The organism is Micromonospora antibiotica, from assembly GCF_017599305.1.
Lineage (GTDB): Bacteria > Actinomycetota > Actinomycetes > Mycobacteriales > Micromonosporaceae > Micromonospora > Micromonospora antibiotica.
Window position 1 is genome coordinate 81,582 of the sequence record NZ_JAGFWR010000008.1, and the last position, 15,500, is coordinate 97,081.

At 71.3% G+C, this 15,500-nt stretch carries 10 protein-coding genes and 2 pseudogenes; all 12 read right to left on the reverse strand.

Features of this window, described 5'->3' with window-relative positions; all coding sequences use genetic code 11:
• Positions 1 to 15 precede the first annotated feature (15 nt).
• Complete coding sequence (gene valS / locus JQN83_RS16305) at positions 16 to 2,628, reverse strand: valine--tRNA ligase (RefSeq protein WP_208568006.1); 2,613 nt, start codon at positions 2,626 to 2,628, stop codon at positions 16 to 18.
• A gap of 324 nt (positions 2,629 to 2,952) precedes the next feature.
• A complete protein-coding gene (locus JQN83_RS16310) occupies positions 2,953 to 3,543 on the reverse strand; it encodes an RICIN domain-containing protein (RefSeq protein ID WP_208568007.1) in 591 nt (196 codons plus the stop codon).
• 156 nt (positions 3,544 to 3,699) lie between these two features.
• The gene (locus tag JQN83_RS34135) at positions 3,700 to 4,227 is read right to left on the reverse strand and encodes an RICIN domain-containing protein (RefSeq protein ID WP_208568008.1); all 528 of its coding nucleotides are present in this window, start codon (positions 4,225 to 4,227) and stop codon (positions 3,700 to 3,702) included.
• A 516-nt stretch (positions 4,228 to 4,743) separates the two neighbouring features.
• The gene (locus JQN83_RS16320; RefSeq protein WP_208568009.1) at positions 4,744 to 5,895 is read right to left on the reverse strand and encodes a hypothetical protein; all 1,152 of its coding nucleotides are present in this window, start codon (positions 5,893 to 5,895) and stop codon (positions 4,744 to 4,746) included.
• A gap of 223 nt (positions 5,896 to 6,118) precedes the next feature.
• Positions 6,119 to 6,532: a peptidase inhibitor family I36 protein gene (locus JQN83_RS16325; protein ID WP_208568010.1), complete on the reverse strand. Its 414-nt coding sequence runs from the start codon at positions 6,530 to 6,532 to the stop codon at positions 6,119 to 6,121.
• Between the two features lie 399 nt (positions 6,533 to 6,931).
• On the reverse strand, positions 6,932 to 7,816 hold the full coding sequence (locus tag JQN83_RS16330; RefSeq protein WP_208568011.1) for an SAM-dependent methyltransferase: 885 nt from the start codon (positions 7,814 to 7,816) through the stop codon (positions 6,932 to 6,934).
• 109 nt (positions 7,817 to 7,925) lie between these two features.
• Entirely contained in the window at positions 7,926 to 9,500 is a 1,575-nt protein-coding gene (locus tag JQN83_RS34140; protein ID WP_208568012.1) for a trypsin-like peptidase domain-containing protein, read from the reverse strand.
• Positions 9,501 to 9,641: 141 nt separating this feature from the next.
• Positions 9,642 to 11,474, reverse strand: coding sequence for an ABC transporter ATP-binding protein (locus JQN83_RS16340; RefSeq protein ID WP_244252601.1), 1,833 nt, complete (start codon positions 11,472 to 11,474; stop codon positions 9,642 to 9,644).
• Between the two features lie 59 nt (positions 11,475 to 11,533).
• Positions 11,534 to 13,342 (reverse strand): ABC transporter ATP-binding protein, encoded by a 1,809-nt coding sequence (locus tag JQN83_RS16345; protein WP_208568014.1) that lies wholly within the window; start codon positions 13,340 to 13,342, stop codon positions 11,534 to 11,536.
• A 37-nt stretch (positions 13,343 to 13,379) separates the two neighbouring features.
• Positions 13,380 to 13,907 carry a methylated-DNA--[protein]-cysteine S-methyltransferase gene (locus JQN83_RS16350; protein WP_244252573.1) on the reverse strand — a complete coding sequence of 176 codons (528 nt, stop codon included), beginning with the start codon at positions 13,905 to 13,907 and terminating at the stop codon, positions 13,380 to 13,382.
• Positions 13,904 to 14,269, reverse strand: a pseudogene (locus JQN83_RS34145) (DNA-3-methyladenine glycosylase family protein); the annotation flags it as partial. The gene JQN83_RS16350 and the pseudogene JQN83_RS34145, both read right to left, overlap by 4 nt.
• Positions 14,270 to 14,457: 188 nt before the next feature.
• Positions 14,458 to 15,481: pseudogene (locus JQN83_RS34150) on the reverse strand (bifunctional transcriptional activator/DNA repair enzyme AdaA); the annotation flags it as partial.
• Positions 15,482 to 15,500: the final 19 nt, after the last annotated feature.

Consider the following 15,500-nt stretch of genomic DNA (forward strand, 5'->3'; position numbering starts at 1 on the left):
CGGCACCGACCCGCCTCAGAAGGCGCTGGCGATGACGAGTTCGGGGGTGCGGTCGGGGAGCAGGTCGAGGGTGGTGATCCGGCCGGCGGCGCGCACGTCGTCGGCGATCAGGGTGAGCTGGTCGAGCAGGGCCGCCGGGCCCAACGCCTCGGCCAGCGGGATCTCCGCCCGCATCGACAGCTTGCGGTCGGACTTGGCCCGGCGGATCTGGGCCAGGGCGTCCCCGGCCAGCCGGAGCAGGGCCGGGTCACCGGTGCCGGTGATGGCCCGGTCCACCTCGTACGTGGTGGGCCAGGTCGCCCGGTGCACCGAGCCGTACCGCCACCACGACCAGACCTCCTCGGTCACGTACGGCAGCACCGGGGCGAAGAGCCGTAGCTGCACCGACAGGGCGGTGGCGAGTGCCGCCCGGGCCGAGTCGGCACCCGGCCCGGTGCCGTAGGCGCGTTCCTTCACCAACTCGATGTAGTCGTCGCAGAACCGCCAGAAGAACGCCTCGGTGGCCTGTAGGGCGGTCGTGTGGTCGTACCCGTCGAAGGCGGTCGTCGCGGTGGTGACCACGGCGGACAGTTCGGCGAGCATGGCGGTGTCCAGCGGGGTGGTCGCCGGGGCGCGCAGGGCGTCGCCGGCACCGAGGCCGAGCGCGAACTTCGACGCGTTGAGTAGTTTGGTGGCCAGTCGCCGCCCCACCTTGATCTGCGCCGGGTCGAAGGCCAGGTCCATCCCGGGGCGGCCGTTGGCCGCCCAGTAGCGGACCGCGTCCGACCCGTGCTGCTCCAGCAGCGCCATCGGGGTGACGACGTTCCCCTTGGACTTGGACATCTTCTTGCGGTCCGGGTCGAGGATCCAGCCGGACAACACCGCGTCCCGCCAGGGCAGCACCCCGTGTTCCAGGTGGGCGCGGACCACGGTGGCGAAGAGCCAGGTCCGGATGATCTCCTGCCCCTGCGGGCGCAGGTCCATCGGGAAGATCCGGTCGAACAACTCCGGGTCGGTCTCCCAGCCGCCGACGATCTGCGGGGTCAACGACGAGGTGGCCCAGGTGTCCAACACGTCCGGGTCGCCGACGAAACCGCCCGGCACACCGCGCTGCGATTCGTCGTAGCCGGGCGGCGGTTCGCTGGACGGGTCGATCGGCAACGACGCTTCGTCCGGTGTGAGAGGGTTGGCGTGGTCCGGCTCGCCAACGGCGTCGAGCCGGTACCACACCGGCACCGGCACCCCGAAGAAGCGCTGCCGGCTGACCAGCCAGTCACCGGTCAGCCCACCCACCCAGTGCGCGTAGCGGTGCCCCATGTGCTCCGGCACCCAGCGCAGCTCGTCACCCCGGGCCAGCAGCTCCGCCCGCAGTCCGGCGTCCCGGCCGCCGTTGCGCAGATACCACTGCCGGGTCGAGACGATCTCCAACGGCCGGTCGCCGCGTTCGTAGAACTTCACCGGATGGGTGATCTCGCGCGGCTCGCCGACCAGGTCACCGGCCTCGCGCAGCAGCTCAACCAGGGCCCGGCGGGCGGCGTTGACCGGCTGCCCGGCCAACGCCGCGTAGGGGGCCGCCGGCACGTCGGCCGGTGGCTCGGCCAGCAGCCGACCGTCCCGGCCGATCACCACCCGGGTCCCCAGGTCGAGGTCCCGCCACCAGGTCACGTCGGTCAGGTCACCGAACGTGCACACCATCGCGACGCCGGTGCCCTTCGCCGGGTCCGCCAGCGGGTGCGCGCGCACCGGCACCTCCACCCCGAACACGGGGGTACGCACCGTCGCGCCCACCAGGTCGGCGTACCGCTCGTCGTCGGGGTGGCAGACCAGCGCCACACACGCCGGCAGCAGCTCCGGCCGGGTGGTGTCGATCAGCACCTCCCGCCCGCCCGGCCCGGTGAACCGCAGCCGGTGGTACGCCCCCGGGCGCTCCCGGTCCTCCAGCTCCGCCTGCGCCACGGCGGTGCCGAACCCGACGTCCCACAGCGTCGGCGCCTCCGCCTGGTACGCCTCATCCCGGGCCAGGTTGCGCAGGAACATCCGCTGCGAGGTGGCCCGCGCCGCCCGCCCGATCGTGGTGTACGTCAGCGACCAGTCCACGGACAGCCCGAGCCGCCGCCAGAGCGCCTCGAAGACCTGCTCGTCGTCGGCGGTCAACCGTTCGCACAGCTCGACGAAGTTGCGTCGGGAGATCGGCGTCGGCTCCCGGCGTCGGGCCTCGGTGACCGGGGCGTCGGGCGGCTGCCACGCCGGGTCGTACGGCAGGGACGGGTCGCAGCGCACCCCGTAGACGTTCTGCACCCGGCGTTCGGTGGGCAGGCCGTTGTCGTCCCACCCCATCGGGTAGAACACGTTGCGACCGCGCATCCGCTGGAACCGGGCCACCGTGTCGGTGTGCGTGTAAGAGAAGACGTGCCCCATGTGCAGCTCGCCGGATACGGTCGGCGGCGGGGTGTCGATGGAGTACACGTCGTCGCCGCGACCGTGCCGACGCGGGGTTCCCGCCGGCCCGCGACCCGCTACGGTCGCCTTCTCCCGGTCGAATGCGTACGTGCCCTCCTCCTGCCAGCGGTGCGCCCAGTGCTCCTCGATGCCGTCCAGGGTGGGACGTTCGGGCACACCGGCGCGGGCCGTCCTCGCCGTATCAGTCATCGGTCGATCGTAGGCAGCCTGTGACCTCCCGCCCACCGGCTTTACCCGGCGTGCCGGCCGCCCTGCACCGGGTGGCCGGAACCCGTGTCAGGGCACCGTATCCGGTCGTGGCTGTCTCTCTCGGCGTCGGGCGATCTTGCTGGCGCTTCCGTGCTGAGGCGCGGGCGTCGGACGACGCCCGGTAGTGACGGTGCCGGGTTCGGGCGGCGGCCTGTCGAGCCGGCTGGTCAGACGAGCCCTCCTGAGGAGGCGCGCACAGCGACTTCCGCCGGCTCCGGAGTTCCGCTCCGGAGCCGGCGGAAGTTGTGCCGCTGACCTTCAGCGTCAGTTCAAGAACTGCCAGGTCTGATTCGTGGCGGGCGGGCTCGCACACGCGAACTGGGCGGCCAACGCGCCGTTAGCGGTACTTGCCCCCGAGATTCCCAGGCACAGTCCGCTTCCTCGGTTCTGAAGTCGGAACCACGTCTGCGTGCTGTCGGTCCACAGAACCTTCCAGTCCTGGTTGTAGCCGCTGCCCGGGGCCGCGATGATCGCCGCCGCTCCGGAGGCGGTGCTGGCACCGTCGATTCCCATGTTTCTGGTCGGGTTCGCGGAGTAATTCTGTAAGCTGATCCAGCTGCCATCGTTGATGATGTACCACCGCTGTACGCCGGTGCCCGCGTCGGACTGCTGAACGACCTTGGTCCCGGCGGTAAAGCTGCCATTTTGCGGCTGCAGCAGTTTGAGGGACTTCCTGTTCTGCAGCTTGAAAGGGTTGGCGGCGGCGGCGACGTCAACGTTCGCAGGTGTCACGCTGTCCGGTGAACCGGCACCGTCGGGTGCCGCGTGGGCGGTGACCGGCATGATTACGGTTGCGATTGCGGTTGCTGCGGTCATGGTGGCAGCAGCCACGGCCTTACTGACCCTGTCACGCATCGCTGTTCTCCCCTGTGTCGCGACTCGGTTGCTGTAAATGATCTGATCGAAGGGCTGCCAGACCGTCCATGCGCTATCGCGCCGAGGTAGGCAATTGACGCTCGGTCCGGCCGAACAGAGCCAGTCTGTTCGGCCGGACCGGACGAGCGGGTACAACTAGAAGGCGGTGAAGGACCACGTCTGGTTGATTGCGTTGGCACAGGTGTAGATGGCGGCCCTCGCGCCGGCGGCGGTGCTGGCGCCGTCGATTCCTAGGCACATCGAGGTGTTTTTGCGGTTCCTGAGATAGAAGAACGTGTCATCGATTTGCGACACGACCCAGTCTTGGTCGGTGCTGGAGGAGGGGTTGACGATGACCGCCGACGTGTCGGAGGCGGTGCTGGCGCCCGAGGTTCCCAGGTTCCGGACTACGCCGTAGTTCTGGAGGGTGACGTACCCGGAGTCGTCGATCAGGATCCAGCCCTGCAGAGAACTGCTGCTGCTGTTCTGCTGGCGGACGACGGCGTTGTTGGCGGTACTGCTGGCCTGCAGGAACTTGGAGGACTTCTTGTTTCTTACCCCGAACGGAACTGCGGCCAGCGACTGCGACGGGGACACGACCGACGAAATCGGTATCGCTGCCCTGTCGTCGGCCTTTGCCTGCGCGGCTGCCGGGCTGACCGCAATGGCCAGCGCTGCGGTCACAGCCGCTGAGACTGTTGCCCTGATTAATTTGTTACGCACGGTAACTCCTCCCCGTAGTCACTCGGCTGCCCCGAGTGATCCCTTGACAGCGAGAGTGCCAGACGAATCACTCTCATGCAATAGGAATCAACCAATGTTCCGGCGATGATCTCGATGAGTTGTCAACTGGAACCAGCGGGTGGTGTCAGGGCATTCGTAAGGGTGAGATATGACCCGTCCAGTGTCTTGACCACGAACGTTCACGGTGTTGAATGACGCGCCGTGCGGCCAGGCGGCGTCGTGGGATTCAGGCTGCGGTGGTGGCAGATCCGGTACGCGTGTGACGGCTGAGTGATCGGGAAGATCGGCAGCTGCTCAGAATTAACCGAGGTGCCGGTTCGCCAATCCGACTACGTCGGGTCACGGCCGTGCTCGCGTCACGTTCAGACAGGGCGATCCTCATGTCGAGGATGCGCCCAACACAAATTCGTCAGGAGCTCTAAGTAGGTAGTCTCTTCCAGTGGAGAGGCATTGCGGTTAGGACCCTTCTGAACTGGACTGGTCAGGGGTCGTCAGGAAAGCGGCGGGCACGCCTGCGCTGATCAACCGGTGACGTGCCCGGTCCACCGAGGTGGGTGCCCAGTCCGGGTACGTAAGCAGATACAGTAACTGTTGCGCCGCGTCTCGGTTGACCCGAGCCGCAGCGATCGATGCTTCGACAGTGCCCGTTGCCATCTCCCAGTCCCCTTCGGCCGCGCTGAGGGCCGCGCTTGCGTGCGCCGGCCGCGTTGTAACCGCGAGGGCAAGCGCGATGATGGCGACCAGGCTGCCGGCGACGGAGAGGACGGGCAGCAGCCACATGGGCGCGGTAGGCCAGTAGGAGCCGGGCGTGAGGGCGCTGTGTACCGTGGCGATCGGGCCGCTGGTGTCGCCGTGTGAGCGCAGCACACGCCCGAGGTTGAGGTACAGAGCCACGGCAGGTGCCGCCAGAACAATCAGGGCAGTGGCGGTCAGCGCCGTCACTGTTGCTCGGTGCACGGAATTCGCTTGATGAATCCTGCGTGCCATCGTCGCAGCGGACAGCCATCCGGTGATCAGCCCGAGGACTGCGCCGGTGAGGGCAAGGGTAGGTACGGCCGGCGAGTTGGCGGCCCAGGCGGACAGCCTCACGATGCCGCCGTCGGCAACGAAACTGCCGCTGACCTCGAGCACCAGCCCTTGCGACTCGGCAGTGAAGCGGGAGTACCGACTCGGGAGGCGGGTGATGGTCTTGTCGCCCGGATAGAGCACGCTCGCCTGGTCATCGACGACAACGACCGGTGAGACTGACCAGCCCGCCACTGCGTAGCGCTGCTGCGCCTGAGCGGCATCCCAACCGGTGTCGATCCGCATGTCGGCAGCGACCACCGGTGCCGCGTGCGGCGACGTCTTACGCGACACGACCGGCGTCTCGTCGATGCCGGTAGCCCGTTGACTGAGCTCGGCCAGCCCTGCCGTGTCGGGAAGTTCGGCCAGGCTTCGGTTGCCCAGCCATGAGCCGGCTGCTGCACCGAAGGCCCCCAGCAGTACCGCGACGAGCACCACTGCCGCCACCGTGACGGCACGGCGATTCGGAAGCGCAAACCACCAACGCGCCCGCCTCGCGAACAGACGCGCACCGCCAGCGGCGGTGGACCAGGAGGTGTTCATTCGTCAACTCCTACCGCACGCTCCGTCTTACCGGGCAGCCTGCCCGGCATGCCCCAAAGAGTACGTATGCCCAGACATCACGTCCATGAGGCGCTGCTTGGGCGGCAGACAGATGCGCCACGGACTCATTCGCCAACCGGGCCGAGTCCTACGTCGGCCGCTGAGGTCAGGGGCCGGCGTAGGACCGCGATCGGCTGACCGCTCCAGCCGGTCAGACGTGGACTCAGTCTGTCGTCGGGGTGGTGGCGGTGTGGTTCTGGCGACAGACCCCGCAGTAAGACACCGAGTTCACCACGAAGGAGAAGGATCCCCGGTCCTGCCCCGGGCTGACCGCCGCCGCCGCTCCGCCCGGATTCTCGCAGCGGTTCTGGTTGGCGCTCAGGGTCAGGCTGGTGCCATTGCTCATGGACCGCGTTCCGGTCGGCATGTTGACGCACCAAACGGACGTGCCCGTGGGGGCGGTGTTCTGAATCAGGGATCCGGAGAAGTTCGTGCCGGTCCAGTTGCAGAACCGCCCCGAGCCGCATCGAGCCAGCGCAGAGCTTGCGTCGGCCTGGGCGGCTTCTGGAACAGCCAGCATGAGCGGGGTCGTGGCGGCGACCGCGAGCGCGGCAAACAGCATCCTGGTCTTGGTCATGTCTGTCCCTTCGACGGTGGGCCGAGGGGCACGACGGCCATGCAGGCAAGGCACCATCTTGGTGATCCTCAAGAACGCGCCCCCGCACAGGATCACATCTGGTAGCTGAACGATAACTTTCGATGACGGTGAGGGGCAAGGATCGGGTGCGATAATTTTGCAACTTCCATCGAAGTCCGAACACCCGTCTCCTGCGCGGCTGAACGCGACGGCTGGTCGTCGACCCGGATGATCCTTCGATGATGTCGTAGCCGGCGGTGGTCCGCTGACGCGCCACGCACAGCAGACCTTCGTGCAGGTCGACGTCAGCCCACCGCAGACCGGCGGGCCCCGGCGTACGCCGCGTTCAGGGTGACGACGCGTTGCTGCGGCTCTGCCGCAGCATAGGGCGAGCGGGGTCTATGCCTTCTCAAGCACGATCAAGTGGTACTCCAGCCAGCGTCGCGACAATCCGTGTTGCAACGCTGATCCGCCGATCATGTTGGCCCAGAACGGCCTCTCGACAAGACGGTTGCGAACCCGTGGAACCACGGAGGCCGCGCCCACGACCACATTGATCAACCGGTCGCGGGGACGACCGAGGCGCAGGTACGACGTGAGATCCAGGTCTTCCACCATGCGCAGGCCAGCGCTCTCCGACATGGCGGCCAGCTCGGCTACGGTGTGCAAACTGCCGATACGCCAACCGGCGCGGAACTGGTCCAGACAACGATCGCGCGCGGCAAGACCACGATCCTTGTCGGTCATCCAGTCGTCGCACAGGATAAGGCGACCGCCGGGACGCAGCCTGTCCACGAGAGACGGGATCAGATTCTCCAGAGAGGGCGAGTGTACGACCGCCTCAACGGCGACCATGGCGTCATAGTGTGGCTCTGCGGGTAGTTCCGCAAAGTCGGCGCAGATCACCTGACAGCGCTCGGTCAGCCCGGCACGAGCGAACCGCTTTTCAGCGATCTCGGCCTGTACACGACTGATCGTCACTCCAGATACAGATCCGTCCAGTTCGCGGGCCAGGCGGACCATGGTCGCACCGACGCCACAGCCGAGGTCGAGCAACCTTGCGCCTTCGGCGGGCACGTACCCGCGCAAGCGCTCGGTCATCAAACGGTTGACGGTGTCTGCCGCCTCCGCCGCGCCCGCGACACCGGGCATCCATACCCCGCGGTGGATGGCGTCACTGCCCGGGCTCTCGGCAACCAGCAGGAAGCGACGGGTGTTGTCGTCGTAGTAGTCGGCAACGCGATCAACATGCCCAGCCGCAGCGTTCGTGGATGTCGAACTCATCGCGGCAAGTTAGCACGCTGACCCGACCATTCGGACGTGCCGCCGTGCCCGGGTCGAGCACGGTGACCCGCCGGCCTACCGGTTCGGGAAGGCCGGCCGGACCCGCCGCCTACCGGTTCGACGAGCCGGCGGGCGGGGCGAGCAGCGGTCCCTGGGTGGCGATCTGGAAGCCCAGCCCGGTGCGGTCGTTGACCCGGTCGAGGATCACCGAGACCGGCGCGTAGGTGTTCTGCTCGTCCGGGTTGGTGCAGGGACCCTCACCGGGGTCGCCGTTGTGCAGGATGCCCAGCGCCCGCCCGTTGGACTCGGTGAACAGCGGGCCGCCGCTGTCACCCGGCCGGGCGCACACCCGCACGTCGATGCCGCCACTGGCCTTGCCGATGACCTCGCCGCAGCGGGTGCCCGGCAGGTAACCGGCCCCGGCGCCCGAGTCGACGTACTGCTCGCCGGCCTTCGGGGTGTACGCCGAGCCGGTGGCGCAGACCACCCAGCCGGCCTGCACGGCGGAGTACGCGGTGACGCCGGTGATCGGCACGTCGTGGCTGCCCTTGCTGGCGCAGGCCGGGTTGTCGGCCACGCACCAGTAGTTGACCAGGCTCGGGGCGTTGCCCACGGTCCGCCTCGGGTACGCCCAGCGGGTGCTGGCCCCCTTGGCGTAGGGCAGGACCGCGTAGTCGTTGGGGAAATCGTTCTCGGCCAGCACCGGGTTGGTCGACTCCAGGCCCACCGGCACCTTCGGCCCGAGGAACTGGTGCCAGGTGTCGTCGACGCGCTGGTGCCGGCCGCCGACCACACAGTGCCCGGCGGTCAGCACGTAGTACTGCCCCGACTTCGCCCGGACGTTGAAGCCGGTGGTGCAGCCGCCGACGGTGCCGTCGTCGCGGGGCACGTCGAGCCGGATTCCGCCGCGCATCGGCGCCTGCGCGCAGTAGCGCGGGTCGCACGCCTTGGGAATCGTGCCCTCGTCGAACCGGGCCCGGGTCCGGGCCGGCACCCCGGCCGCGTCGAGCGCGCCGGCCAGCCGGGCGTCGTCGGCGGGCACCCCGTCGCCGGTGAGCACCAGCACCTCGTTGGCCCGCTCGTCGACCAGCACGTCCTGACCGGCGGTGACGCCCAGCGCCCCGGCCACCCGGGCCGCCGCCGCGTCCAGGTCGCGCCGCGAGTACCGGACCGGGACGACGGTGACGTGCCGGGCGTCCGGCAGGCCGGCGACCGTCTCGGTGACCCGGGCCGGGTCGGTGGCGGCGATGGTGAGCACCCCGCCGCCGGCCTGGTCCAGCCACATCCCGGCGTAGGAGTCGGGGAAACGGGCGGCGAGGGTGTCGGCCAGCGGCGCGGACAGTTCCTGGAGGGCCAGCCGGCGGGCGGCCTCGCCCGGGGCGACCCGGTAACGGTTGCTCAGGTAGCTCACCGAGGCGGGGGCGGCCTGCGCGACCTGGTCGGCCGGGCGGGTCACCACCGGCGCCGGGCGTGCTGCGGCCGGCGCCGCCGCCCGGCCGGCCGTGTCGGCGGTGGCCGACGTGCGGACCTCCCCGGCGACCGGAACCGTCCCCGCCGACCAGGCGCCCCCGGTCGCGCCGGTGGCCGCACCGGCATCCCGGTCCACGGCCAACGCCACGCCTGTCGTCCCCATCGTGCTCAGCGCCAATGCCGCTGCCAGCACCACTCGTCCACGGATCCGCACGCCGCAACCTCCCCGTATGCCGGCGATGTGATCGGCCCCGCCGCACCCGACCGGGCGGACCGGTGGAAACGGGGGCGAGGCCCATCGATGCGGGCAGAGTCTAGTCGTCCCACGGTCACCGGGCTGCCCCACCCGGCCGGGTCAGACCAGGGAATCACGCCACTGCCGGTGCAGCGCGGCGTACCGGCCACCGGTGGTGGCGAGGTGGGCCGGTGGGCCGTCCTCGACGATCCGTCCGCAGTCGATGACCAGCACCCGGTCGGCGGTCTCCACCGTGGAGAGCCGGTGCGCGATCACCAGCGCGGTGCGGTCGCGCAGCACGGTGGCCAGCGCCCGCTGCACCAACCGCTCGGTCGGCACGTCCAGCGACGACGTGGCCTCGTCGAGGATCAGCACCCGGGGGTCGGCCAGGAACGCGCGGGCGAACGCGACGAGCTGCCGCTGCCCGGCGGAGAGCCGGCCGCCGCGCCGGTGCACCTCGGTGGCGTACCCGTCGGGTAGGGCGGCGATGAAGTCGTGCGCACCGATCGCCCGCGCCGCCGCCTGCACCGCCGCGTCGGTGGCGTCCGGCCGCCCGAACCGGATGTTCTCCGCCACCGACCCGCCGAACAGGTGGTTCTCCTGGGTCACCAGCACCACCGCGCGCCGCAGCTCCGCGTCGGACAGGTCCCGCAGGTCGACGCCGTCCAGTTCGACAGTGCCGGCGTCCGGGTCGTGGAACCGGGCGAGCAGCTTCGCCACCGTCGACTTGCCGGCACCGGTCGGGCCGATCAGCGCGACCGTCTGCCCGGCCGGCACGACCAGGTCCAACCCGGTCAGGATCGGCGTCTGCGGCAGGTAGCCGAAGGACACCGCGTGGAACGTCACCGCACCCCGGCCCGGCCCGGCCGGCAACGGCACCGGCGACGCCGGTTCGGGCACCCCGGGCTGCTCGTCCAGCACCCCGGCGAGCTTCTCCAGGGCGGCGGTCGCCGACTGGAGGGAGTTGTAGAACTGGCTCAGCTCCTGCATCGGCTCGAAGAACCGGCGCAGATAGAGCAGGAACGCGGCGAGTACCCCGACCTCGGTGGCACCGCCCAGTACCCGCCAACCGCCGTACCCGAGCACCAGCGCCACGGTCACGTTGCCGATCACCTTGATCCCCGGCGAGTAGGTGGCGATCAGCCGGAAGCCGTGCAGGCTGGTCCGCCGGTACTCGTCGTTGACCGTCACGAAGATCTGCTGGTTGCGCGGCTCACGGCGGAACGCCTGCACCGCGCGGATGCCGCGCAGCGACTCCACGAAGTGGACGATCACCAGCGCCACCGCCTCCCGACTGTGCCGGTAGGCCCGGGCCGAGGCCCGGGCGAACCAGCGGGACAGCCAGAACAGGAACGGGAACGCCAGCAGGGTCACCGCCGCCAGCGGCAGGTCCAGCCAGAGCAGGATGGCGGCGACCGACAGCACCGACAGCGCGGCGGCGACCAGGGTGTCGATCCCCCCGTCGACCAGTTCGGCGATGGAGTCCACGTCACTGGTGAGCCGGGACACCACCCGACCCGAGGTGTACCGCTCGTGGAACCCGACCGAGAGGGTCAGCAGGTGGCCGTACACCCGCTGGCGCAGGTCGAGCAGGACGGCCTGGCCGATCCGGGCGGAGCGGGTGAGGTAGCTGCGCCGGGCGACGTACTCGGTGACGGCCGCGACGGCGAACGCGCCCGCGACGGCCGCCAACGGACCCGGGTCGCCGGCCCGCAGCGGCGGCACCGCCCGGTCGATACCGAGCATGACCAGGTACGGACCGGCCATCGCGGCGGCGTTCTGGGCCAGCAGCAGGGCCACCGCCACGCCCAACGGCCGGCGGTGCGGACGGAGCAGGTCCCGCAGCAGCGCCCGACTGCGACCCCGCAGCCGGGCCACCGCCTCGGGGGAGTCGTCCTCGGCGCGGCTTCGGTCGGCGTCCGGGTCGGTGGCCCGGCCCCGCCAGTGCGACAACGCGGTGCCGGGCTGGCCGTCGTCACCGGCCGGGGGGTGCTGCCGCGGTGGTCGACGGCTCACGAACGCACCAGGCCCGGTGCCGGCGAGGGTTCGGCGGCGAGCACCGCACGGTACGCCGGCACCGTGGCCAGCAGTTCGGAGTGCCGGCCGACGGCGGTGATCCGCCCCCCGTCGAGCAGCGCCACCCGGTCGGCCAGCGCGACGGTCGACGGCCGGTGCACCACGAGCAGCGCGGTGGTGTCCCGCAGCACCCGGCGCAACGCCGCCTCGACCAGCGCCTCGGTCTGCACGTCCAGGGCGGAGAGCGGGTCGTCGAGGACCAGCAGCGCCGGCCGGCCGAGCACCGCGCGGGCCAGTGCCAACCGTTGCCGCTGCCCGCCGGAGAGCGACAGGCCCTGCTCGCCCACCCGGGTCGCCAACCCCCACGGCAGGTCGTACGCGAAGTCGGCCTGGGCCAGCGCCAACGCGGCCCGGACCTCGTCGCCGGTGGCGTCCGGGCAGCCCAGGGTGAGGTTCTCCCAGACCGACATGGAGAACAGGGTCGGCTCCTCGAAGGCCACCCCGACCAGCCGGCGCAGCGCGTCCAGGCGTACCCCCCGCAGGTCGTGCCCGTCCAGGGTGATCCGGCCGCCGGTCACGTCGTACAGCCGGGGGACCAGGGAGAGCAGGGTGCTCTTGCCGCAGCCGGTCGCCCCGACGAGGGCCAGCGTCTCGCCCGGCTCGACGGTCAGCTCGATCTCCCGCAGCACCGGTTCGGCGCTGCCCGGGTAGCGGAACGACACCCCCTCGAAGCGGAGCCGGCCGCGCACCGCCGGCCGGGTCAGCGCGACCGCGTCCGGGGCGTCCACGATCGACGGCGGGGTGTCCAGCACCTCGTGGATGCGGTCCGCCGCGGTCGCCGCCTCCTGCCCGTTGGCGATGATCCAGCCGAGCGACTGCACCGGCCAGATCAGCATGAGCTGGAGGCTGACGAACGCGACCAGTTCCCCGATGGTCAACGTGCCCCGGGCGACAAGCGTCGCGCCGCCGACCAGGGTCGCCCCCAGGGTCAGGTTGGGCACCAGGTCGAACAGGGCCGACGCGCGGGCCAGCAGGGCGCCCTTGCCGACGCCGGTGTCGTGCAGCGCGCGGGCCCGCCGGGCGAACCGGTCGGCCAGCTCCGGCCCCCGCCCGTACGCCTTCATGGTGCGCAGCCCCTGCGCGGTCTCCTCGACCAGGGTGGCCACGTCGCCCTGCTGGTCCTGCATCCGCCGCGACGCCGTGTGGTAGTGCCGGCCGAACCGGCGGCTGATCAGGAACAGCGGCACCGCGCTGGCGGCCACCAGCAGCCCCAGCGGCCCGTGCAGCCGGAGCAGAAGGACCACCACGGCGACGTAGGTGACCACGTTGAGCACCAGGAACAGCAGGCCGAAGGAGAGGAACCGGCGCAGCACCGACAGGTCGCTGATCGCCCGGGAGAGCAGCTGCCCGGACTGCCAGCGGTCGTGGAAGCCGGCCGGCAGGCGTTGCAGGTGGGCGTAGAGGTCGGCACGGATGGTCGCCTCCATGCCGACCGAGGAGGACGACTGGCTCCACCGCCGGATGAAGATCAGCACCGCCTCGACCAGCCCGAGCAGCAGGGCCAGCCCGCCGAGGCGGAGCAGCCCCGCCGGGTCGTGCCGGGCGATCGGCCCGTCCACCACCCGCTGCGCCACCAGGGGTACGGCGAGACCCGCCCCCGTCGCGGCCAGCGCGGCCAGCAGCAACAGCACGTACGCGGCGGCGTACGGGCGCAGGTAGCGGCGCAGCCGCCAGAGGTTGCGCAGCGGAGAGACCCGGCCGTCCGCCCTCGGGATGGCCGGGTCGCCGTCGCGCTGCGCAGGCACTACCCGACGGTAGCGTCGATCCGCGTCGATGCCGCTGTCAGGTTGCCGTCAGCCGGCGCTCGTGCCCGAGCAACCACTTCTTCACCGGCAGCCCGTACCGGTAGCCGCCGAGGGTCCCGTCGGTGCGCAGCACCCGGTGACAGGGGACGAAGAGGGCGGCGGCGTTACGGGCACAGGCGGCGGCGGCCGCCCGGACCGCGGCGGGCCGGCCGGCCAGCGCGGCGTACCCGGTGTAGGTGATCGGCTCACCGGGCTTGACGTCGCGCAGCACGGTCCAGGCGTGGGTCTGGAACGCGCCGCCGCTCTGCTGCCGTACCGGCACCCCGTCGATCGCGGTCAGGTCCCCGTCGAGGTAGGCGCGGACGGCGGCGGTCACCGGCCCGAGGTCGGCGTACGGCTCCAGGGGGCCACGCAGGCTCGGGTGCACCAACGGCAGCAGGCTCTGCGGGTCGGCGGTGAACCCGGCGGCCCGGACCGCGCCGTCCGGGTCGACCAGCACGCTGAGCGGGCCGGCCGGGGTGTCCATGGTGGTGGTGCCGAGGGTGGTGGTGCCGAGGGTGGTCATGCCGCTCTCCAGAGTCTGATCGCCGCGTACGACCGCCAGGGCCGCCAACGGTCGGCGTACGCGTCCAGGGTGGTGGGGGTGTGGGGCAGGCCGAGGGCGGCGGCGCCCCGGCGTATCGCGAGGTCGGTGGGGATCAGCACGTCGGGGTCGCCGAGAGCCCGCATGGCCAGGTAACCGGCCGTCCACGGGCCGATCCCGGGCAGTGCGGTCAACCGCCGTACCGTCTCGGCCCGGTCCCCGCCCGGTTCCAGGTCGATCTCCCCGGCGGCGACCGCCCGGGCCAGCGCCCGGATCGTCTCCCGTCGGGCGACCGGCATCCCGAACGCCGCATCCGGCAACCCCAGCACCTCCTCCGCCCCCGGAACCCCCCACACCCCCCACCCCCCACTGCCCGCCCCGCCGTCCCCGCCCGTCTCGGCGGGGTGATCAAGAGGTTTGCGTCGCGGGGAAGCGCTCTCCGTGACGCAAACCTCTTGATCACCGGGGCCGGGGCCGGGGCCGGGACCGGGGGTGGGGCTGGGGGCGGGGGCGGGGCTGGGGGTGGAGTGGGTTAGGAGGCGGGTGAGGGTGGTGCGGGCGGCGGGGAGAGAGACCTGCTGGCCGACGATGGCGCGCAGGGCCAACTCGAAGCCGTCCACCGACCGGGGCACACGGACCCCGGGTTCGGCGGCGACGACCCCGGCCAGGGCCGGGTCGGCGGCCAGTGTCTGGTCGATCGCCTCCGGGTCGGCGTCCAGGTCGAACAGACGCCGGCACCGGGCCACCGCCGGGGCCAGGTCCCGCAGGTCGGCCAGCCGCAGCGTCGCCACGACGTGTCCGCGCGTCGGCGTCAACGCGACCTCCGCCGGGCCGTGCGGCAGCCGCAACCCCCTGCGGTACGTCCCGTCGCGCACCTCCTCCAGGCCGGGCAGCACCCGGGCGGCGAGGTACTCCAGCAGGGCAGCGGCGTGCAGCGGCGGCCGGTACGCCAACCGCAGCGTGATCGTGCCCGCCCCGCCCGGTGCCGGTTGGCTGCCCCGCCCGGTACGCAGTTGCGACGGCACCGTCCCGTACACCTCGCGGACGGTGTCGTTGAACTGCCGCACACTGCCGAAGCCGGCTGCGAACGCCACCTCCGCCAGGCCCAGTCCGGTGGTCTCGATCAGCGTCCGTGCGGTCTGTGCCCGTTGCGCCCGGGCCAGCGCCAACGGGCCGGCACCCAACTCCGCCCGGAGCATCCGGTGCAGGTGCCGCTCGGTGTAGCCCAGCCGGGCGGCCAGCCCCGGCACGCCGTCCCGGTCGACCACCCCGTCGGCGATCAGCCGCATGGCCCGACCCACCACGTCGGCGCGGACGTCCCACTGCGGGGAACCGGGCGCGGCGTCCGGCCGGCACCGGCGGCAGGCCCGTAGCCCGGCCCCCTGCGCGGCGGCGGCCGACGGGAAGAACCGGACGTTGCGCCGTTGCGGCGTCATCGCCGGACACGACGGCCGGCAGTAGATCCCGGTCGACGTGACGCCGGTGTAGAACCAGCCGTCGAACCGCTGGTCCCGGCTGTCCACGGCCCGGTAGCACCGTTCAAAGTCCAACTCCACGCCACCGATCATGCCCGCA